At 69.3% G+C, this 20,180-nt stretch carries 19 protein-coding genes and 2 pseudogenes; 9 read left to right on the top strand and 12 right to left on the bottom strand.

Going from position 1 to position 20,180, the window contains the following annotated elements; translation table 11 throughout:
* Positions 1–301: 301 nt before the first annotated feature.
* On the top strand, positions 302–1,453 hold the full coding sequence (locus IE136_RS26595; RefSeq protein ID WP_158983720.1) for a hypothetical protein: 1,152 nt from the start codon (positions 302–304) through the stop codon (positions 1,451–1,453).
* Positions 1,454–1,733: 280 nt separating this feature from the next.
* Here the strand turns inward: IE136_RS26595 and IE136_RS26590 are convergent.
* Positions 1,734–2,497, bottom strand: a pseudogene (locus IE136_RS26590) (response regulator).
* Positions 2,498–3,575: 1,078 nt separating this feature from the next.
* On the opposite strand from IE136_RS26590, the gene IE136_RS26585 reads away from it, so the two are divergent.
* Complete coding sequence (locus IE136_RS26585; RefSeq protein WP_189601614.1) at positions 3,576–3,890, top strand: hypothetical protein; 315 nt, start codon at positions 3,576–3,578, stop codon at positions 3,888–3,890.
* Between the two features lie 142 nt (positions 3,891–4,032).
* The gene (locus IE136_RS26580; RefSeq protein ID WP_189601613.1) at positions 4,033–4,779 is read left to right on the top strand and encodes a hypothetical protein; all 747 of its coding nucleotides are present in this window, start codon (positions 4,033–4,035) and stop codon (positions 4,777–4,779) included.
* 677 nt (positions 4,780–5,456) lie between these two features.
* Here the strand turns inward: IE136_RS26580 and IE136_RS36810 are convergent.
* Positions 5,457–6,050, bottom strand: coding sequence for a transposase family protein (locus IE136_RS36810; protein ID WP_373309146.1), 594 nt, complete (start codon positions 6,048–6,050; stop codon positions 5,457–5,459).
* A gap of 816 nt (positions 6,051–6,866) precedes the next feature.
* Between IE136_RS36810 and IE136_RS36500 the strand changes: the two genes are divergently transcribed.
* Positions 6,867–6,995, top strand: coding sequence for a hypothetical protein (locus IE136_RS36500; protein WP_268247960.1), 129 nt, complete (start codon positions 6,867–6,869; stop codon positions 6,993–6,995).
* A gap of 51 nt (positions 6,996–7,046) precedes the next feature.
* On the opposite strand, the gene IE136_RS26570 is transcribed toward IE136_RS36500, so the two are convergent.
* Entirely contained in the window at positions 7,047–7,229 is a 183-nt protein-coding gene (locus tag IE136_RS26570; RefSeq protein WP_189601612.1) for a hypothetical protein, read from the bottom strand.
* A 369-nt stretch (positions 7,230–7,598) separates the two neighbouring features.
* On the opposite strand from IE136_RS26570, the pseudogene IE136_RS26565 reads away from it, so the two are divergent.
* From IE136_RS26565 to IE136_RS26555, 3 genes and pseudogenes are all read left to right on the top strand, one after another.
* Positions 7,599–7,750 (top strand): annotated as a pseudogene (locus IE136_RS26565) (IS5/IS1182 family transposase); the annotation flags it as partial.
* Positions 7,751–7,932: 182 nt separating this feature from the next.
* Entirely contained in the window at positions 7,933–9,690 is a 1,758-nt protein-coding gene (locus IE136_RS26560; RefSeq protein WP_189601611.1) for an immunity 49 family protein, read from the top strand.
* 424 nt (positions 9,691–10,114) lie between these two features.
* Complete coding sequence (locus IE136_RS26555; RefSeq protein ID WP_189601610.1) at positions 10,115–10,585, top strand: HIT family protein; 471 nt, start codon at positions 10,115–10,117, stop codon at positions 10,583–10,585.
* A 225-nt stretch (positions 10,586–10,810) separates the two neighbouring features.
* Here the strand turns inward: IE136_RS26555 and IE136_RS26550 are convergent, their stop codons facing one another.
* From IE136_RS26550 to IE136_RS26540, 3 genes are all read right to left on the bottom strand, one after another.
* Positions 10,811–11,545 (bottom strand): hypothetical protein, encoded by a 735-nt coding sequence (locus IE136_RS26550; protein ID WP_158983727.1) that lies wholly within the window; start codon positions 11,543–11,545, stop codon positions 10,811–10,813.
* 125 nt (positions 11,546–11,670) lie between these two features.
* A complete protein-coding gene (locus tag IE136_RS26545) occupies positions 11,671–12,366 on the bottom strand; it encodes a response regulator (protein WP_198422415.1) in 696 nt (231 codons plus the stop codon).
* Entirely contained in the window at positions 12,357–13,592 is a 1,236-nt protein-coding gene (locus IE136_RS26540; protein WP_229819173.1) for a sensor histidine kinase, read from the bottom strand. The genes IE136_RS26545 and IE136_RS26540 overlap by 10 nt, the downstream gene beginning before the upstream one ends.
* 169 nt (positions 13,593–13,761) lie before the next feature.
* Here IE136_RS26540 and IE136_RS26535 point away from each other — a divergent pair, with 169 nt between their 5' ends.
* Complete coding sequence (locus IE136_RS26535; protein WP_229819171.1) at positions 13,762–14,937, top strand: serine hydrolase domain-containing protein; 1,176 nt, start codon at positions 13,762–13,764, stop codon at positions 14,935–14,937.
* A gap of 475 nt (positions 14,938–15,412) precedes the next feature.
* Here the strand turns inward: IE136_RS26535 and IE136_RS26530 are convergent, their stop codons facing one another.
* From IE136_RS26530 to IE136_RS26510, 5 genes are all read right to left on the bottom strand, one after another.
* Positions 15,413–15,721, bottom strand: coding sequence for a mycothiol transferase (locus tag IE136_RS26530; protein ID WP_373309145.1), 309 nt, complete (start codon positions 15,719–15,721; stop codon positions 15,413–15,415).
* A gap of 360 nt (positions 15,722–16,081) precedes the next feature.
* Complete coding sequence (locus tag IE136_RS26525; RefSeq protein WP_189601608.1) at positions 16,082–16,444, bottom strand: PRC-barrel domain-containing protein; 363 nt, start codon at positions 16,442–16,444, stop codon at positions 16,082–16,084.
* A gap of 1,370 nt (positions 16,445–17,814) precedes the next feature.
* Entirely contained in the window at positions 17,815–18,105 is a 291-nt protein-coding gene (locus IE136_RS26520; protein ID WP_229819169.1) for a hypothetical protein, read from the bottom strand.
* 76 nt (positions 18,106–18,181) lie between these two features.
* Positions 18,182–18,559 carry a fic family toxin-antitoxin system, toxin component gene (locus IE136_RS26515; RefSeq protein WP_158983733.1) on the bottom strand — a complete coding sequence of 126 codons (378 nt, stop codon included), beginning with the start codon at positions 18,557–18,559 and terminating at the stop codon, positions 18,182–18,184.
* Positions 18,559–18,798, bottom strand: a complete 240-nt coding sequence (locus IE136_RS26510) for a hypothetical protein (RefSeq protein WP_189601607.1) — start codon at positions 18,796–18,798, stop codon at positions 18,559–18,561. Before IE136_RS26510 ends, IE136_RS26515 begins: the two co-directional genes overlap by 1 nt.
* A gap of 195 nt (positions 18,799–18,993) precedes the next feature.
* Here IE136_RS26510 and IE136_RS26505 point away from each other — a divergent pair, with 195 nt between their 5' ends.
* Entirely contained in the window at positions 18,994–19,239 is a 246-nt protein-coding gene (locus tag IE136_RS26505; protein WP_189601606.1) for a hypothetical protein, read from the top strand.
* 49 nt (positions 19,240–19,288) lie between these two features.
* Here the strand turns inward: IE136_RS26505 and IE136_RS26500 are convergent, their stop codons facing one another.
* On the bottom strand, positions 19,289–20,161 hold the full coding sequence (locus IE136_RS26500; protein WP_158983737.1) for a hypothetical protein: 873 nt from the start codon (positions 20,159–20,161) through the stop codon (positions 19,289–19,291).
* Between the last annotated feature and the right edge of the window lie 19 nt (positions 20,162–20,180).

Raw genomic sequence — 20,180 nt, 5'->3', positions numbered from 1 at the left:
CGGTGCGGCCGATCGCGCGCAGGTGGCCGTGGTCGTCATATCGGCCGAGGTAGGGGGATCTGCGGGCGCCGCAATGTGCTGGTGATGCCGCCGACGATCGTCCACGGTGGCGACAGCCCGCGCTCGCGGAACAGACCCTCCACGGCAGCGCGGCGGCGCTCGTACGGCTCGGTGAGCAGTTCGCGACCGTCGATCTGGAGGACGTCTAAGGCGATGATGTGGGCGGGCAGCACGCCGGCGTGCTGCCCGCCTGTACGGCCGCCGATACTGGTTGAGCCCTGATCACCCACTGGACGGTTCCATGACCAACAGCAGCTCTTCATCGACCATTGTCCCCGACACCGTGTGGCTCGGGCATGGGCGTCACCTCGGGCCCGAGGCCGAGCGGGACGTCCGGCGCAACCTGATCGCCCTCAAGGCGGCCGGGGTGATCGACGCCTTCCTGGACCTCGACCCGATCGAGGCGGCCCGCTCGACCGATCTGTTCCCCCGGGACGAGTCCGCCGACGCCGGCCCCGCTGCCCGCCGGCTCTTCGAAGCCCGCTGGCGCGCGGCCGACGGTGTCACCGTGCGCGCTCAACTGACCACGTACGGGTCAGAGTCCCGCCGCGTCGAGAGCGAAGGCGTCACCTGGGTGCTCGCCGCCGAGGCGGAGCGGGCCTGGGAAGCGAGCTGGCCCTCACCCGCCACCGTGTTCTGGCCCGACAGCGACCAGGTCGACTGGGATCACGAGAGGGTACCGGGCGTGCGTCTGCGGACGACGAACCACCTGCCGAAGGACGACGGCGAGTTGCGGCGCCTGCTGCGGGACTGCACCCGGCAGAGCTGGTTCATCCATGTCGTGGTGCACGAGGCGATGACACCGGACGCGCGGGGGCGGCGGCCGATCACGGCGTTCCTGCCACCGAGCCTGCGGCACCGGGTGGTCGAGCACCGGGCCACGCCGGAACAGGCGCTGATCGCCGACTTCGCGATGAAGCGTGAGCTGGGCGTGGGGCTACCGCGCGGCGGGGCCGTCGTCCTGCCCCCGACGCCGCGGGTCCCGGGGTACGACACGGAGCGCTTCACCGTACGCGATGTCTTCCTGGACGGCACAGAACCGACCGAACTCCTCCAGGCGATCACGGATTTCGCCTCACTGCCGCGACCGCTGCCGGCCGACGCCGAACAGGTCCTGACACGACTGCGCCAAGGCTGGCACCTGCTCACCCCGGACGAAGAGCTTGTCCACGCACGGGCCATGGTCACCAAGTACGCCAAGGCGCTCGAGGCCATGACGGCATCCTGTGACCTGTACCGTGAGGCGGCCGAGTCGGCGCTCGCCGCGCTCGCCGAGGCGACCAGCGGCAACAACGCGTCCCGGACGCCCACGCCAGCTACGGCCGGGCAGGACACCTCACCGCTGAAAACCCTCACGAAGACGTTCGCCCTCTTCCGCAGCCCGAACCGATAGAGGGCTGGATGGGAGATCCAGTGCCGTCCGCACAGTCGGTGCAATTGACGGGAGAGCGAACGGCACCGCGAAGCCCAGTCATGCCCCCCGGGCTGCCCGTGGGGGCGGTTCGCGCATGCTCGCCCGGATGTCCTGCGCGAGCTCACGAGCGACCCGCATTTCCTCCTCGGTCGGCGGATCCTCGCCAAGGTCCCACTCGCCGCAGGCCTCGAGAGGGCCCGCCCTCGCCTACCGGCCGCTCCTCTCGTACACGGGCGGTCCGGGGCGCGACGTCGTCCCGTCACTCACTCGTGTGGCGGCGGGCTTCGGCGAGCAGGTGTCGGCGGTGGAACCGGCGGACAGGGCATCCGCCACGGCGGGCCCCGTCCGTCAGGTTCCGGGTCCCGCTCTGCCACGCCCAGGCGGCGATCTCCACCCGGTTCCGGGCGTCCGGCTTGAGCTGGGCTCTGGACAGATGCGTCTTGACGGTCGACAGGGAGACGAACAGTTCGGCGGCGATCTCGGCATTGGTGCGAGTGACCGCGACGAGCCGGACGACATCGAGTTCGCGGTCGGTCAGCGCGGGTGACGGCTGGACAGGTGTGCTGCGCTCCGGCGTGGTCAAGTGCTTCAACAGCCGTACCGTGACCGAGGGCGAGACCAGAGAGCCGCCGTTGGCGGCGGCACGGACCGCCTCCGCGAGAAGGGTCTAACCGGAGTCCTTCAGCAGGAACCCGCACGCTCCGCCACGCAGCGCCCCGTAGACGTACTTCGTCCAGGTCGAAGGTGGTGACCACGACGACCCGGAGCGGGTCGGCCACGTCCAGTCCGGCCGGCAACCGGGCGGCCGCCAGGCAGTTCAGCTTCGGCATCCGGATGTCCATCGGACACACGTCCGGCCACAGCCGGCACGCCAGCGCCACCGCCTCCTCGCCGTCGGCGGCCTCGGCGACGAACGTGATGCCCGGCTGGGCGTCCAGGAAGAACCGGAAACCGGTGCGCACCATCGCGGTCGTCGGCGAGCAGGACGCGGATGGGCGGCGTACTCGGGGCGGGTTTGATCATGGCTCGATCAAGCCTCAGGCTCCAGGGACCGCCGGGGCGAGTGGTGGCTGCTCTCAGTCCTCGCTCCGGACGGGGTCCACTGCCACCGCGCGCAGCACCGACAGGTGCTGTCCGTCGTGTTCCCCTGACATGCGGTGTGACCGTACCGGTTTCCCCCACCGCGGTACACATCGCAGAAGCCGTTCACGGGGGTGTGCCTGCATGGGCTGGCACCCGGCTGTGAGAGGACATCGACGCGCTGGCAGCTACCTGCCGCCGCAGGTGGCCGAGCTGGCCCGGAAGGTCGCCGAGGTGCGGGAGGACCCGCAGCTGGCCACCGCGTGACCTCACTCTCTACCGCCGCTTTACTACGCCGCGTTCGGCAGCCAGAAACGGGTCATACGCAGATTGCCGGGGTGTGCGCCTTCACCGGTGTCCGGATTGCCGGGGTTTTTGTGCACGCGGCAATGTACGGAACGGATTGCCGGGGTTTTTCAGCGATATCAGCCGCCATTCGACCTGGTGTGCTTGACGAGGAGTACTGGCGGAACTGCCTAATGGGGGTGCGGAATTGGATGGAGCACCAGCCTGCCGCGTCGGGTTCTTCGGGCCACGGCTCGAGAAGGGATGGCGCCGCCGGCGACAAGGCGCTTGGGCGAGGCCGTCTCCACGCCTCCCCCCGCCCCAGAGCCTGCATCACCCGCGATACAGGTCGGCTGCCGGCAAAGTGCTCTGCCCTGAAGGCCTGACGTGCAGGGTGGTCAACACGGCTCATGGACGTCGGAGCGGCTGCGCACTGCGTGGACAGCCCCCGGGCATGAGAACCGCCGCCGCGGGTGCGCGGCACAAAGGGCCGTCGCCTCGGAGCATGCGCGTGGCTGCCCGGCCGGTAGGCGACGGGGGTGAAGGGTCCGTCACGCTGCCTGCGTCGGCCGCAGCTTGTCGTCTACCGAGCCGCGGGCCGGCTGCGTGAAAAGGGCTCGGCTATTTCCCTCCGGGTTGGTGTGGAAAACCGCCAGGGCGACGTCAACGCCTATTCGTCGACCACGATCACCCGGATGGCACACACCCAGACCAACCCTGCAAGCGTTTATGGAGCATGACAACAGTAAAGTCCCCCGTCTCCCTCCGTACGGCTGCGGAGGAAGGTGGAAAGGGAGGCAGCTTTCACTCCGGGGTCACCCGGATCGGAAAGTGGATGTTCACTCCGCCCTCCACCGGCTGCGGCGAGACCCGGAACGCAACGCTGGGACACGAAGATCTGGAAATCGATCTTCGGTACTCCTCCTCGATCTTTGAGGACTTCCTCCACACGATGAGCATGATCCAGATCGAGTTCGGCAGGCGGATGGGGAACACGGCAGCGTCCGCAACGGCTGCCGGCGAGTGCTCGGGGGGCAGCTCCCGTGTATGAACCGTACGGGTACCCGGACATCCACGGTCTCCACCCCCAGCCGGAGACCTCCCCGTTCTTGGACCGGTCAGAGCACGTACAGCCCCCGTCCACCGGACAACCGCTCGGCGGGCCCGGCGAGGCGCATCTGTCGTGGGATCCGGTGGAGGAACTCGCCATCCTTCTCCAGGAGAGCGCTGCACCCGGGCAGCCAGAGTCCTTCACCCGAGTCGGCTTCGACGACCTCGGCGACACGGCAGGCACCAGCGGGTGGGTCGCGGGGCTGAACCACGCCGCTGCCGAACGTCCGCCCACACCGCCCTCCGGCGGGCACCGCCGGAGCCAGTCGAAGCCGCCGGTAGTGACCCTGCTGCAAACGGGCAGTGTGTTCACCGCCGTGCTGGTCGGTGTCATCGCCGCTGTGGTGAGCATCCTCAGCGGGTTGGCTATCTGGGACGCCCTGCGCCACAGCGCCGCGCCCCACACGGGCCGTGAAGTGGTCAGCTGGTGGCCCCTTCTGATCTACGGCCCCTGGATGGTCGCCTCCCTGTCGATCCTCAGATCGGCCTTGCACCAGCGCCGCGCGCTTCATTCCTGGTTCATCGTTTTGCTGTTCTCCATCCTGGCCACGATTCTGTGCGTAGCCCAGGCACCCAGAACGATCGTCGCCGGAGCGGCGTCTGCTCTTCCTGCCGTCGCGGCGCTAGCCTGCTTCCAACAGCTGGTCCGCCAGATCACCCTCACGCGACCGCCTCGCCAAGCCGCTCCGCGACACCGAAACCCGACGCCTGCGTCGGTTCCGCTCAGGCAGACGGCCGCGCCCAGACGCAGCCCGGGCAATGGCCCTCCCGGCTACCCCGCGGGAGACAGAACTGTCCACTCGCCGTCCCACGGCCACGGCTTCGGGTAAGACGTATAACGGTCGTACGCGTGGGGCAGGATCACTCATGCCGGTCAATGTCACGGTCCCTAGCTCGGGCAATAGGTTCCGACTGTGAGAGACCGTGGAGCGCGGTTGCATGGGAACGACGAGCGATGTCACGCCGGCGGGACGGGGGCTTCCTCTGCTCACCTGCTCGACAAGGGTCAGGGATCTGCCGCAGGAGGGCTGAGCGCAGGTGCATACCGCACGTGCAGGCGGGCCGACCGACAGTCCTGCCGTCGGCGAGATCGGTCCGCCGTCCAAGCGCAGGAGTGAGGATCCTGGGCAAGCCCAGCGAAAACGGCACTGCCGGAAGACGACACAGGAGGGTCGAGCATCCCATGGGCGGCGACCGCAAACAGCAGAGGCGGTGACAGCCGCTGACTGCCTGGCCAACCTGGTCCTTCCCACACGTCAAAGGGGTGCTCGCCTGCACCTTTGAAACGAAGATCGAAACCGATAGTCACGGGCCGTGAGCAGACTCAACCTGACGGTCTGCTCACCCTTGCCTCATCGGGAGCCGAGCCCGAGCTGCTCAACGCGATGCGGCTTGGAACGCACCCCGTACCCCCTGGGGCCGACAGACCCGAGCGACATGCCGTAGGTAATGGTCATGCCCGGCCACGGGGGGGCAACGCTGTCGGCATCTGCGGCGGGCGCGCTGCTCAGGTGTTCAGCGCTGCGGCGACCACGGGATCCGTGCCCGAAGGGCCAGCGCGCCGGGCTGGAAGGCCAGCCGCCGCCGGGGGAAGCCGCGGGCAACGCACGGGCCCGGCGTTGGCCGCGTGAGTCTCACCGTAGCTCTCCCGGAGGCCAGCGAACCTTCGCGATGGGGCCCACTGCCGCAGCCCGGCGTTGGTGTGCTCGACGCAGATCCGGGCCGAGGACTGGCGCCGGCGTGCTTCGCGCCAGGCGTACCTGTCCCCGTCACAGGCGTCTTTCCTGGGCTTGGCCGGAGGCACGGTGACCTGTTCCGGGACCTCCTTGGCCAGCCCCTGGCATTCAGAGTAGGCCTGGGCCCTCACCCAGGGCCGGAGGCGAAACCGCTCGGCGATGCCCTCGGTGCGCACCGAGGGCTGGTCGTGCATTCTGCCCGGTCGGGCGACGCCGGACAGCAGCATGCGGCCCCGGCCGTCGCTGAACGTCGTGGTCTTGATGGTGTTCTGCTTGCACTTACCGGCAACAGAGGCGCATCGGCCAGGGCAGCCAGCCTGCGGGCGGCGTACCTGGGTCTCGGCGCCGTCGAATCGCAGCTCCACTCCCTCGGCGTAGGCGAACACATCCTCCGGGGCCTTCAGCGGCAGCCCACGCCGGTAGGGCACGGCAAAGCCCCCGAATGCCGCTCTGCCGTGGTGTCGGGCCGCCCCGTCCGGTCAGGCGGGCAACCGACAGGGGGAACCGCGCTGCGGGGCGCGGTGACATGCGCACAAGGCCGTTCGGCCGCATCCTGGGACACAGCACCATCGGCTCCACAGGCCGGCCGCCCCCAGGGAGGTCACATGGCCCTGCTCGCTCTGCTCCTGCCCGCCCTCATGGTGGCGTTCCTCTTCGCGACGGACACCTTCCTGGAACACCTCTTCCCACGCACGGCCGAGGAAGACAACGCGAGCCCATACAAACGCGCTCACCCCCACGGCGCCGCTGAGGCTCAACGGCGCCTCACCGGATCGCCGCCCACCACGCCGCCCCCGCCTCGACAAGCACGACCCACCGGGCCACTTCCAGATGCCAACGAAAGGCCGCCTCAGGTACCACCGCAATAAGGGGCCGGGGAGATTCCATTGTGACCCAAGGGACCTCTTGGGCACGGCTGCGGCACGGGAGCTCGCAGCGCTCCCGTGCGTGGTCTCGCATGCGGCTTGCCTATGCCCGGGGTATGGGCAAGGTAGCGATTGGGTGACGAGACGGCGCGGGCGCATTGCTCAACGCCCGATCGGCGAGTTGCAACAGGCATGTGGACCCCTCATTTTGCCGTACCGGACCGCGCCCGGCGGCGCGGCGCCGACCAAGCGCCCTGCTCGCACTGCACCGACCTGCTGCCCTTTGACGAAGCCCGCGGCCAGAGGGCGGAGCAAGTGTCCGCTGCGCGGCAGCGGGTGGGCGGACTGTTCACCGGCGACACCGCACCCACCGTGCGAGCCGTCATGATCACCTGGTTCACCGCTGCCACCGCGCTGGCCATCGCCTTGACCTGCACTCGCTGACCCTTGCCGACGAGCACCCCCGCGGACGGGACCGCCGCCTCGACCAGGTGCTCACAGACGCCGCATCGCACAGTAGACCCGCAGCTTGTGGCGAACGGTCAGGGGCGGCAGGTCGGTCAGGATGAGGTGTCTGGCGCGGTGTCCGACGCCGACGGCGTGTATGTCGGCGATCGGCCGACCGATGCAGTCGCCGTACGGAACGATGTCGCCCACCCGCAGTTCCCACGGCGTCACCTCGACCGCGACCGTTCCGAGGGGCGGTCGCGGCAGGCCTGCTCTCGCGGACGCCAGGCGAGAAGGGATGTCACCACATGAAGGGATGTCACCACATGACGTCGACGACGTATCACCCTCGACGGCCCCAGCTATGGTTGCCAGTAGACGGCGGATCTCGGCCGGGGTGAGCTACACGAGGTCGGGCGTGTCGGGGCCGCCGATCCGGAGATGGTCGTATCCGGTCAACGCCGGTTCTAGCGCTTGGAGTTCACCGACCAAGGCGTTCAGGGCTGCACACTGAGCGCCTGGACTAGGGGTCCCCGGCTCCCGGACACTTGGCAAGCTCGCTACCACCGGGCGAGGGGACCCGTCTAGATGTGTTGTCCGGGGCAGGCTGGCGACGCGCCCGCGTTCGAGGTGGTCATAGCCCGCATCAGAGCCCCGCGCACCAGGCTGTGCAGGCACGAACCCGGCCCGATGTCGTTCTTGCAGACCGAACCCACTCATCCCGGGCTACCCGCCGGCATCTTCGCCGACAGGTCTCCGAGTACCTGCGCGCCGAGGATGAGATCTGCGTGGGAGTCGAGCACCCTCCCATCGGCCTGCCGGTCATCGAGCACCCGCTCCGTCTTCCTCGAGCCGGTTTGCTCCGAGGCTCCTCAACGCTCCTGTCAGATCCGGCGCCTACGCTGTCCCCAAGATTTGATCAAGGAGCGAAACAATGCGGGTAGAGCGTCATCAGGTGGGCGGGGCCGTCGTGTCGGCGGCACTCGAGGACTTCACGAACCGGATCGGGGGTCAGGTGCGGTCCATGTCGCGGGCGGGCCGGATGGCCACCTACGAATGGCAAGCGATCGCCGACGAGTTCCTCGACTACCTGGGCGCCCTCTCCGTCGAAATACCCGAACTCGACACCTCGGAGGCCAAGGCCGCCCTCAAGGACGCTTCCGAGGCCGCGGCCGGCGCCGTCGCCTACGCCGCCTACCACCCGCACTGCAGTTTCCAGGTCTTCCTGGAGTACGTGAACTTTGGCATGAGCTACGACCCGGGTGAGGATGCCCCCGAGGAGAGCGTCACGCCCGGGGAGTGGATCGACGCGCTCTGCCTGTCGGTCCTCCGGGACAAGGCCAAGTGGCACGGCGAGGCCTTCCACTTCGCCCGGCAGAAGTTCGGCGAGCAGGCGAAGGGAACACCTGTCGGCGAACTCGCCACGGGACTGATGGCCGTGGTCCTGGACGACACCGGGAACGACGAGGAGTACCCGCCGAGCGCGCAGGCAAAGCTCTCCGCCGTCGACGCGGCCCTGGACCGGATCCGTATCCGCGCCGAGGAGACCGGCGAGCCTCTCCTGGACCGGCCGGACAGCGCGGCGCTGCGCACCCTGCGCGCCCTGGCGGCCGAGGACCGGGATGCCTTCGATGCCGCGCTGGCCGACCTCCTGGTCAGGCACACCACCCTGCACGGCCCCTCAGCCTCCCCGAGCAGCCTCCTCCCGCTTGTCCCCATCGCCCTTGCCGCGCTCGCGTACCGGACCCTGGGCTGGACGCCTGCCATCCACACCGACTACCTCCCGCATGCCCTGATCACCGGCTTCGAGACCCGAGGCCCGCGCGTCGCGGGATTCGGCCAGGACCGGCGGCCGGACGCGGTCGCCGCGCTCGCCGCCGGCCCGTTGGTGGTGGAGCGGCCGGCCTGCGAGCGGACCGTGCACCCTCAGACCGAGGCCATGTACGAGGAGCGCCTCCGGGAGGCGTTCACCTCGGTCGACGGAGAGCCCCTCGCCGTTTCGCGGCTCAGCTGGGTCATGGGCGATCAGGAGCGCCACTTCAAGTGGCGCGCGGGGGACCCCGGCGGCGTCACGGACGCCCAGCTCGCGCGCCTTCGGCTGGCCTCCCAGATGGGAGCGGCCTTGTTCCGCATCGCCCTGGCGGAGCCGGGCACCGAGGTGGAGGTGACCATAGACGGCCGCACACTGCGCTACCCGGCCGAGCGGAAGGAGGAGGCCGGCGCCCACAGCTGGCAGAAAGCCACTGCCTTCGCCTTGATCACGGGCGTACGCGAGGACCTCGCCCCGCTGGTCCTCACCGGCCCCGCCTTCGCCCGTCCGGACGGCTCCGCCTTCGCCGCGTACCGCGAGGCGCTCCACGCCTACCTGAAGGACGCCGATCCCGCACCGGCCGCACAGCGGGCCCTGCAGCAGGCCGAGAAGGCCAAGGACTGGGGCTTCGCCATGCCGCCGGCCGTCCTGCTCTCGCAGCTTGTGGAGGGTGACGAGGAGAGCTTCAACCTGGCCCTGGCCGACGCGCTCGAAGCCCACCGCGACTACTACCAGGTCGCCGACCGCGCCGACGATCCGGACGTCTCCGTCAACCTCGACGTCCTTGCGCTCGCCTGCCACGCTCGCCGCCGCGGCTGGGACATCCGCGTCGAATCCCCCTACCTTCCGCAAGGTCTCCTGCGGGCCGCCAAACCCTTCTAGGCGGGCGTCCGCGGCCCCGACGACCCACGCATGCTCAGGCGCTCGACCGGACCCCGCGTGGAAGGACCTACAGGCGGGCGATGCGTCCGCGCGGGGCCCGGGTTTCGCGTCGGGGGGAGATGCGGCCCGTGAGCAGGATGAGGCGGGCGGCGGCCCGGGGACGCTGCCCGGCGTAGCGAGCCAGGTGTTCCAGCATGTCGGCGTCGCCCAGACAGCGACTTCCGGTGAGGGCGTAGCCGATGTGTCCGGGCAGGTGCAGATTCGCCCATGGTGAGGGCGTCGGGAGCCTCGCTGGAGCGTTGCAGTACCTCGGCCGAAGGTGCCGATCCGAAGCCATTCGACGCCGGGGCTGAGAAAATCTTGGCCGGGATACCCCCCAGACGCCCTCGGATCGCTGGGGATCGTAACCAGGTAGGTTCCGGCCATGAGTGATGCTTGGCGGACGGATCGCATCGGCACTGCCCTTCGCGGCGAAAACCCGGCTGTGCTGCGGCGCTTGGAGGCGGGGTTCGCAGTGATCGGCGACGTGCAGTTCCTGCCGGGCTATTCCGTGCTCTTGGTGGACGATCCCAAAGTGGAGAGACTGTCGGACCTGCCCAGAGAAAGGCGACTGGCCTTCCTGTCCGACATGGACCAACTCGGAGAAGCAGTCGAGCGAACATCTGGTCGCATGGATGCGGCCTTCCGACGGGTGAATCTGGAGATCCTGGGCAATACAGACGGGTTCTTGCACGCGCACGTATGGCCACGGTTCGAGTGGGAGCCGACCAACCTGGTCAGCAAGCCGGTGTGGCTCTACCCTCGCGACAGATGGACCGACAAGCAGTTCACGCTCGGTCCGCAGCACGATCCCCTGCGCAAAGCGATCGGACACGAGCTGGACCTTTTGCGCTAGTTCGGTGCGGCATTGACCGGCGATGGCGTGAGCAGGCCGCGGAATGCCTCGGACAGCACGGGGTAGCCGTCGGCATGCTGGCCGCGGGTGGGGATCGTGCGGGCCCACAGGTCACGTACGGTCTGCGACGGCGATCGTGAAAACGATCAAGCGAGCCATGTACGGGCGGGCCGGCTTCCGACCACTACGGACCCGAATCCTCGCCCATACATAGCCTCGGGCCGGTCACGGAATCCAGCCGGCCACCACACGCTCGGCCACCGAGAATTCGGTCCCGCAGTCCGGGCAGACGGCCCGCCCGAACAGGTAACGGACGGCATGCGCCAGGCTCTCCTGGCCGTCCGCCAAGGTCCGCGTGAACAGCCTTCGGGGCAGCCCTTCCAGCTGCTGCGTTCGCGCCGGTTGGAGGGGTGACTTCTGCACTTCTTGCAGCGCGTAGTCGTCGGTGCAGCAGAAGGAGTCGTCCTGTCCGATGACGACGAACATGGTGACACCACAGCAGGGGCAGTCAACCTCGTACTCCCCCGCTTGCAGGCCGTCCAGGGAGCGATCCCAGATCTCGACGCCCTCGAAGGAGAGCAGGGCCTGCAGCAGATGCACGTATTCCTCGGCCCCGGCCGTCTGGCTCAGGCGGCGATCGGTGAGGTCATGCAGAACCGCAATCGGAGCCGAGAAGACCGTCAGAGGGCTGTCGGGATCGGACAACCCGGGCGAACAGGAAACGATGGCTCCCGCCGCCAGCAGCACCCCGCCCAGGGTCTCCGGGCTGCACGCTCTCGCGATCTCGGCCAAGCGCGGAAGTGCTGCGAAGCTGGCGGTGAAGGCGGTGTCCAGCTGCGGACACAGGTGGTCCATCAGTTCGGACCACACACCGCTCGGATCTGTCTCGAATCGATCCAGGAGAGCAGGCACGTGCTCTGCCGAACCGCACGCGTCGGTGAGTGTCGACCAATCCGTCATGCGTTCATCCAACCAGGCGGCTTGGGACGGGCCGCACCGGGCCGAGAGACGCCAAGATCCTTCACGGAACTGCGGTCAGAACCCTGCATTTCCCCACCCGCTGCTCAGGTGTTGGCCGGACCTGCTCACCCGGGTTCCCCACCCCTGAGGGGGGAGGCTGACGCGGCGTCGGGCGTGGTACCGCCATGGCGGCGGAGGTAGGCCAGGACGGCGCGGACGCGGCGGTGTCCGCTGTCGCCGGCCGAGAGTCCGAGTTTGAGGAAGACGTTGCCGATGTGTTTGTGGACGGCGTTGTCGGTGATGACGAGCCGTTGGGCGATGGTCGCATTGTCGTGACCCTCGGCCATCAGCGCGAGGACCTGGCGCTCGCGTGCGGTCAGGGCATCGACGGGGTCGCCGTGGGCGAGGAGTTGGGCGATGACTTCAGGGTCCATGGCGGTGCCGCCGCCGGCCACGCGACGCAGTGCGTCGGTGAAGTCCGCGACGCGGCTCACCCGGTCCTTGAGCAGATATCCGATGCCGCCCCGGCCGTCGGCGAGGAGGCGGCCCGCGTATTCCTGCTCCACGTACTGCGACAGGACCAGGACGGGAAGTCCGGGGTGGTCTCGACGGGCCTGGACCGCGGCCCGGATGCCCTCGTCGCGGAAGGACGGGGGCAGCCGTACGTCGACGATGGTGACGTCCGGTCGGTGGGTTTCGACGGCGGTGAGGAAGCCGGGGGCGTCGACCGCGATCGTGACGACCTCGAACCCCTGGGAATTGAGCAGTAGCTCAAGCCCGGATGACAGCAGGACGTTGTCCTCGGCGATCACTACGCGCACGGCAGCTCCAGGGTGATGACGGTCGGCCCGCCCGGCGGGCTGCTGATCTTCATGGTGCCGTCCAGAGCCGCCGCGCGGCGGCGCATTCCGTCCAGACCGGATCCTCGGGCGGCGTCGGCTCCGCCGGTGCCGTCGTCGGCGATCTCCGCGCAGAGCATCGCGCCGTCGCGGGTGACGCGAACCGAGGCTTGGGTGGCCCGGCTGTGTCGGGCGATGTTCGCCAAGGCCTCGGCGACGGCGAAGTAGGCGACCGCTTCGACCGCTGCGGGGATCTCACCGAGCGGGCCGATGTCGATGCGGGCCGGGATCCCGGCCCTGGCAGTCAGGGTGCTGAGCGCGCCGGAGAGACCCAGGTCAGCCAGTACCGGGGGGTAGATGGTGCGGATGACGGAGCGCAGCTCGGTCATCGCGTCCTCGGTCTCGGCCTGGGCCTGTCGTACCAGAACGGCGGCCGTCTCGGGGTCGTCGGAGAGGCTCTCGCCGGCCACGGCGAGCCGCATCGCGATGGCCACGAGCCGGGCCTGGGTGCCGTCGTGCAGGTCTCGTTCGATCCGGCGGAGTTCCGCACTGTGAGCCTGCAGGACGTCTGTACGCGTTTGGGTGAGTTCGGTGACGCGTTCGGCCAGTTGCTCCGCGGGCGATGGCGCCAGGACGGCGAGGCAGCACCGGGCGTGCGCTCGGGCGAGCGGCGGGAGGCCGGTGGTGGCCAGTCCCGCCAGGACCACGAGATTCAGCAGGCCGAGCGACAACGCGGTGCCCCAGTCGGTGATGCGAACGCTGAACACGGGCAGCCACGGCGCCGTGGGAAAGGCCCACCACAACACCGTGATGAGGGGAGTGAGCAACAGGCTGCCCAGGAAGATCAAGGCCACGGCGCCCGCCGGCAGACCGGTGACCACCTGCGTCAGGAGCCACACAAGGTTGCGGCGAGAGGCGCGCGGACGCGGTTCGACCGACTGTCCCAGCTGCATGCCGGCACGTCGGCGATGCTGCTCGGTCCAAGGCTGTGCCAGCGACGGAATGCACAGCAGGGGCGCCGCGGCGAGCGTCACCGTAGTGGCCACCAAGGTGCCCAGCAGGTAACGCCCACTGCGCCATGTCCTGAGCCACCGTGCGCGGGCCGCGCCGGGTCTGCCGAGCACCTGTCTCGCTTTCCCTTTGTCGTGCAGGGGGATTGTGGGAGGCCCCACGTGATCAACCCTAGATGGCCAGGAGACCGTGGGCACTACAGGTGGCTGTACCTTTCGTGGGGGAGCCTGTGGTAGCGACTCGCAACGAGTGCCTACCTAGCGTGAGGGCATGACATCCACGAGCCCGACCACCGCGCCGCGCCACCCGGACGCTCCCCTGCCCTACCGGCCTGATCGGCAGCATCGTCGCACCGGCACAAGGTGGTTGGCTGCCGCTGTGGCCGTCCTCGTCACTGCCGGCGGGGCCGTTGCCGTCCAGCTGCCGACCGATGGGCACGAAGCGATCGCGCCCGGATACGGGCAGGACGATCTGCGCCGGGAAACTGACGCCATCCGGGCACTGGGGGTCATCGGCGTCCAGGCACGGGTGACCACCGGCGCTGGCCGGGACCTGGTCGCCACCAGCGGCGTCGCCGAGGCGGGCACGAACCGCCCGGTACCCCGCAGCGGCTACTTTCGAATCGCCAGCACCAGCAAGGCGCTTGTGGCCACCGTGGTCCTGCAACTGGTCGACGAGGGCAACCTGGCGCTCGACGACACGGTGGAGCGCTGGCTGCCCGGCTTGGTGGACGGCAACGGCAACGACGGACGCCGCATCACCATCCGCCAACTTCTCCAGCACACCAGCGGAATCCACGACGACGATCTCCCCGGCTACACGACCCCGCAGGAGTACTACGAGCGCCGGTACGACACCTACACACCCCAACAGATGGTCGCGCTGGCGATGAGGCACCGCCCGGACTTCCCACCCGGCGCCGGGTGGAGCTACTCCAACACCGGCTACGTCCTGCTCGACATGATCATCGAGAAGGTCGCGGATCGCCCTTGGCACCAGGAGGTCGAGGACCGGATCCTGAAACCGCTCGGCATGGACCACACGTACCTGCCGGGCCAGACCCCCACACTCCGTAGTCCACACGCCAACGGCTACCAGGTCTTCCCCTCCGGCGAACGGGTCGACGTCACCAAAGTGATCCTCCCCGACCCCGGCGGCTTCGTGTCCACCACTGCGGATGTCAACCGCTTCTTCCGGGCTCTGCTCGGCGGCGGGCTGCTGCCGAAGGCGCGGCTGGCCGAGATGCAGGACACCGTCCCGGTCAACACGGAGGTCCAGCTGTTCTGGCCACACGGACGCTACGGCCTCGGCCTGGTCAACCGGCCCCTGTCCTGCGGTGGCAGCTACTGGAGCCACGAAGGAGGCAACGGCGGCTACATCACCCTGAACGGCGCCACCGAGGACGGCAGCCGCACCGTCACCGTCTCCATGTCCACCGCCCTGAACGACTCGCCCGACAACGCACTCCGACAGGAGCAAGCCGCCAGTGAGCTCGTCGACCACGCGCTGTGCGACACCGCCGGCAACGGGCAGGAGACGTAAGGCCTTCCTCAGCATACGAGGATGGCCGACGGTGGACGGTGTCATCGGCGAGTTGAACGAGCAAAGGCCGCCAGCGAGGTCCGCAACCCTCAGCACCAAGAAATCTGCCGGCTTGTACCGATCTGCTCGCCGGAGGCCAAGGTCGAGGACCCGTCGATTTCGTCCATGGTGCCCCGCGCTTCCGGCGACTTCACCGCGGCCCTGAGCGATCTCGAGGCTTGGACACACCCCCGCCACCTCGTGACGAGCGAGTCCGTGTCGCGGTCCGCAGGAGCGCTGCTGTCTGCCTCCCCGGGGTGGTCCGCGGCGCAGACCCGCGAACGCCTCACGCCGATCGGCACAGTCGAGCACTGGGGGGGTGAAGCCCCGCAGCCGCTCTCAGGGTCCATGCCGGCACACCGTGGTGCAGTCGGTAATCGATCGGCTCGGGAGTCACTCCGTTCCACGGACGGGGTGGTCTGGAGGCGGCTACTGATCAATCCATCGGCGCTGGCTGTCCGCCGATTCCCGGAGAGGCGGGTGCCCACGGCTGGAACCACGGGTCGGGCCACGCTTCGGCTGCGGCGAGCAGCGGGTCGCGCCGTCGATGCTCTCGCGGATGACGTCGGCGTGGCCTCCGTGCCGTCTCCTCGATCAGGTGGAGCAGGACCCACCGGACCGACCGTTCCCCGACCTCTTGGGGAAACCACGGAAGACCTCGCGGCACCGGAACGGCCTGCCCGAGGTCCGGGGTGCCGGCGATCACCGCGTCAGTCCGCGCGGCTGCCTCGGCATAGGCGGCCAGAACCTCGGCCAGGGTCTCGTGCGGGGCGAGTTGGAATTCGTCGGCGTCCGACTCGTCAGCCTTTCGCCGCGCACCGCTGCTGCTGAAGGATGAGGTCGGTCCAGAAGTTCTCGCACCGTGCGGTGTGCTTGATCAGTCCGCCGATGCTCAGTTCGCTGCGGAGGCCGCCATGCGGGCCTGCTACTCGGTCAGACCGTAGGCGGTGTCACGCAGCGCGCGCCGCTGATGTGCGAGATAGGCGGTCAGCGCCCTGCGCTCATCGGCCACGGGCCGGGCGAATCCCGGCATGCCGCTGGCCCCGCCGGCTCGCCCTCCCCGTCTCCGGCACTTCCGGCGCCCCCACCAGCCCAGCGCCGCCTCCTACAGCGGGCCGGCGCCACCCGTGTGCCCGTAGTACGAAGCCACCTGATCGCGGTACGCGACCTCGTCGAGGTGCTTCTCGCGGTGGAACTCGGGGGCGTTCTCGATCTGTTCCTTGGTGAGGTCCAGGTAAATCCTCTCGTCCTCCGCGTCGATGCGCGAAATCGTGTTCGCCGGCAGGAGGACCTCCTTGCCGAAGATCCACACACCGGTGTCGACCACGACGTAGGCGTCGTCCACCTCCTCGGAGTGCTTGTCGACCTTGCCGATGCTCCCGTCGATCGCCTCCACCTTGTAGCCGGTGAGGTCCTCGCCGACGGCGTAGTTGAAGGACGGTCGGTAATTCCACGCGTTCTCAGTCACGTACGAACAACTCCTGATTCCGAATCGATGGCGGTCTTCCCGGACCGGGGCGCGGTCTCTCGGCCTTCTTCGTCCCGCCCCGGGACCTGTGCTTCGACCGCTCTTCCACTTGTGTCCGCATGCCCCATCAGGAACGGGACTCGGCGGGACGAATCAGTATATGAGGGACTCTTGGTATTACCCTCCGGCATTCGAGTGCCCCGTTCCGCCGCCCATATACCAGGTGCTCGCGCACGCGGCCTCCCGTCTCCGGGTCCCGGAGCGGGGTTGGTCGGCGCGGCTGCACGGCAGCCACCTCGTATCCGAGCGGCGGGAGGTGCTGCGGCAGTTCGCAGGACACCAAGTTCCCTCACAGCGGCACGACGGCTCCGTCGGCAAGCCCCCAGCCGCTCGTCTCGAACGGGTTCTGGCCCGGCGTCTACGGTCCCTGGCCCAAGCGGTCGGCCGGGAGGCCGGCCACGACCCCGACGGTTCGATCGCCAGCTGGGTCTGACGGGACAGGAACTGGTCACCGCACCGCTACGCGGTCCACCTCTCCTTCATGCGGGCGGCCGCCGACCAAGCCGCGCCAAGGGGTGCCCGGCGCCGTCCGATGCCGCGCCCGCCTGCTCGAATACGCCGTGTTCGGCGCCCCGTGGACGTGAACCGGCCGACGTTGTGTGGCGAGGGACTCACATGATGAGCAGCTCCTTCACGCTCAGCGAGTATCAGCCGGGCCAGGAACATCCGGTAGTGCGCGTCCCCGGTGCCGGCGGCGGCGATGCCTCATGGACGGCGTCCGGGCGGTGTCCCGGGCAGGACGTGATGCCGCCGCCGTTCCCCTCCCCGACGTCCGGGCCGAACGCCGGGGGGACGGCGGTGCACGACGGTGTGGTGAAGTCGCCTGGCCGTTGCCGTCGTCGGCCACGCAAACGGCGACCATTCCCGTCACCCGCTGTCCTTGGTGAACGCCTCCGTGCTCCTCGGCGACCAGCCCACCAGCGTCGGCGGCCGGCGCCTGTCCAGAGGCCTGCGGCCCAAGCTCGCCCAGGGCCTGGAGGGCGCCGACCGCGAGCACGACGAGGAGCGACCGCAGACCGGCGACGAGATCGACGAGCTGCTGAAGGCCGCGGTACCGGTCGCCAAACTGTCTCGCCGACCGGCTCACCAGGCTGCCCGAGCGTCACACCGTGGCGGACACCGGCCAGAAGCAGGCCGTCGAGGACCGCAAGGAGATTCGCGCCGCCCTGCGCAGCACGTGAGTCAGCTTGCAGGAGTCCCGGGAACAGCACCAAGACCAGGGCTGAACTGCCGGCTGTGGGTGCCGTTCCCCAGTAGGCCGAAGGGCCCGCCGCTCCTTGTGGGGGTGACGGACCCTTCGGATTCCGGCCTCACTGCTGGGCCGACGGCTCCTCGGTCTCCTCGTCGTCCGGCCCCTGGTGTTCCTCCACCAACTGCTCGATCTCCCGGGGGACCTCGTACAGCGCCTCCAGGACCAGACCCCATGCCCGGTCCCGCAGCTCCTCCGGTACCTCGTCTTCGATCTTCTCCGCGAGCCTGCCCACCTCGGACCGGGCATCGTCCTCTGTGCCCGTGGTCGGCGCGGTCATCGCCTCCCACACGAACCGGCCCACCCCGGCCGCCACCCGGCCTATGTTGCCGAGCATCGAGCCCACATCCATCTGCGCTTCCTCCCCCGGTGGTTGGTCTCCTGCCTCAGCGAACCCATCCCAGTGTGCGGGGGGCCACCGAGTCGTTTCAGGTGGTGGTGGGCCAGGCCCGCAGCAGAGCGGCGATCTTCTCGGCGGTGCAGGTCGGGTCCAGGAGCAGGTCCTTGAGAGCGATGGCGTCCTCGCGGGCGGGTTTGACCGTGATTCCGGCGGCCTCGAGGTACATCACGCCGGTGGCCGCGGCGACGGCGAGGTTGGAGCGCTCCAGCCAGCGGCACCGGCCCAGCGTGTGCACCAGGGCGGCGGCCTTGACGTAGGGGCCTTCGTAGACGGCCTGCTCGAACAGCTCGGCCCGGTGGCGGGCCACCGCCGAGATGGGAACGCCGTAGTCGTCAGGTGCCGGATCGTTCGCCCCGGCCGCCTCGGCAACCTGCAGGATCCAGGGCACGTCGATGTTCAGATCCATCAGGCCGCGCAGGCTCCCGGCGGTGCCTGCTGGGCACCCTCGGCTTCGTCGAAGACACTCTGATGTTCCACCAGGAAGCGGGCGGCTACGTCGACCGCGCGGGCGCGCAGGCCGCTGGCGTCATCCTGTACGAGCCGGGCGAGGTAGTCGCCGATGCTCAGTCCAAGGTCGGCGGCGCGCTTCTTCGCGAGTTCCGCGACGTCTTCATCCACGCGCGCGCCCAGCTGCGTCTTCCCCATGCCAGCATGGTAACAGGTGTTACCGTCGACGGGGGTGGCAACAGTGCCAAAGTCAGCCCCTCCTCCGTGACGCCCGCGGGCGGAATCTGCTCGAGGGGTTACTCGATCACCCCGTGCTCGGCGCCCAGGGACGGCAGACGCTCCAGGCGTGGACGACTGGGGTGGAGCGGTCGGAGCGGGCCCTGGTCGCGTGTCGTGCTGCTGCGCCGGCGCGACGGCCGCCTCCGTGGCTGCGACGCGCTCGCTGGCGATCGCACGGCGCAGGAGGAGTTCCGGACCCTGGGCGCCGTGATCGGCGTCGGCGGCTACGGATTCGGGTACGGGCGGCCGTTGGCGGAGTGGTGGTCGATGATCCGCAGCGCATGGACCTCGGCGCGTGAGCAGGGCCGGGACGCAGGCGATGCGCTCGGCTTCGTGTCAGCAGTGGTCGCTGGAGAGTGAGGCGGGGCCCGGGTGCCCGACCCGCGACGACCTGTGCGGCCGGGACGCCTCAGCCCGAGTGAAAGGCGACGCGCACCGCGCCGTCCGCCGGCACGACCAGCACGCCGCCGCCCGTCTCCGCCCAGTCCTCGGGGATGAGAAACATGCGGCCGTTGACCTCCGCGAGGAGCCGCAGACCCTCGTACCGGTACCGGAACCGCTGCGGGGGACCGGTGACCGGCAGAGCCGTCTCGCGTACCTGCCGAGGGGGGAAGTACAGGCGCTCCGCCGTGTCGACGGTCACCGCGGGACGCAGCCACAGGCGCCCTGCCAGGTACCGAGCGTCGTCAGCGCCGTGCCTCTTGGCGTACGCGTGCACCGCCCAGAAGCAGGACAGGCCGACCAGCGCGGCCACGAGGGCGAGCGCCAGCCGCTCGCGTGCCACCGGGTAGTCGGCGCCGCGGAGCTTGAAGGAGAGGGCCCTGCCGAACACGACAAGCACCAGCCCGCCGCCGATCAGCAGGGGGGTGTCCATCGCTCCGGCACGCCACACAGCGAAACCGCCGAGCACGCCGAGGACGAACATGACCAGGCCGCAGGTCGAGACCACATACGGCGCCAGTCGGCTCCCCGGCGGCAGGGGCGCGCCCCGGTTTCCCAGCGTGCGCGCCGCGTAGTAGACCAGGACGCCGGCCAGCGCGACGGTGAGCGCCGCGCCCGCGGGGACGTAGAGGGCCCCGGCACTGCGCAGCGCGTAGTCCTGGGTGGAGAAGCCGAGGGTCGCGGCGTCGACGCCGAAGTGCGCGTACAGGGCATCGGTGTAAGCGAAGCCGAAGTAGAGCAGTAGAGCACCGAAGAACGTGGTCGGGGCGGCCAGTGTGGCGAAGGTGACGACCCAGTCGCCCCATGGGCGCCTTCCGCTGTCGGAGTCCTCTTCGGCCATAAAGCCCCCTTCGCTCGGA

The sequence above is a fragment of the Streptomyces lateritius genome, from assembly GCF_014649715.1.
In the GTDB taxonomy this organism is placed as follows: domain Bacteria; phylum Actinomycetota; class Actinomycetes; order Streptomycetales; family Streptomycetaceae; genus Streptomyces; species Streptomyces lateritius.
The sequence above is the reverse complement of the archived record's forward strand: the minus strand, read 5'-3'. Positions and strand labels throughout refer to the sequence as shown.

Excerpts from the sequence above, each read along its gene's own strand:
- IE136_RS26595 (WP_158983720.1), top strand. The coding sequence starts at position 302 with ATGACCAACAGCAGCTCTTCATCGACCATTGTCCCCGACACCGTGTGG.
- IE136_RS26585 (WP_189601614.1), top strand. The coding sequence starts at position 3,576 with ATGACAACAGTAAAGTCCCCCGTCTCCCTCCGTACGGCTGCGGAGGAA.
- IE136_RS26560 (WP_189601611.1), top strand. The coding sequence starts at position 7,933 with ATGCGGGTAGAGCGTCATCAGGTGGGCGGGGCCGTCGTGTCGGCGGCA.
- IE136_RS26555 (WP_189601610.1), top strand. The coding sequence starts at position 10,115 with ATGAGTGATGCTTGGCGGACGGATCGCATCGGCACTGCCCTTCGCGGC.
- IE136_RS26550 (WP_158983727.1), bottom strand. The coding sequence starts at position 11,545 with ATGACGGATTGGTCGACACTCACCGACGCGTGCGGTTCGGCAGAGCAC.
- IE136_RS26520 (WP_229819169.1), bottom strand. The coding sequence starts at position 18,105 with ATGGATGTGGGCTCGATGCTCGGCAACATAGGCCGGGTGGCGGCCGGG.
- IE136_RS26515 (WP_158983733.1), bottom strand. The coding sequence starts at position 18,559 with ATGGATCTGAACATCGACGTGCCCTGGATCCTGCAGGTTGCCGAGGCG.
- IE136_RS26510 (WP_189601607.1), bottom strand. The coding sequence starts at position 18,798 with ATGGGGAAGACGCAGCTGGGCGCGCGCGTGGATGAAGACGTCGCGGAA.
- IE136_RS26500 (WP_158983737.1), bottom strand. The coding sequence starts at position 20,161 with ATGGCCGAAGAGGACTCCGACAGCGGAAGGCGCCCATGGGGCGACTGG.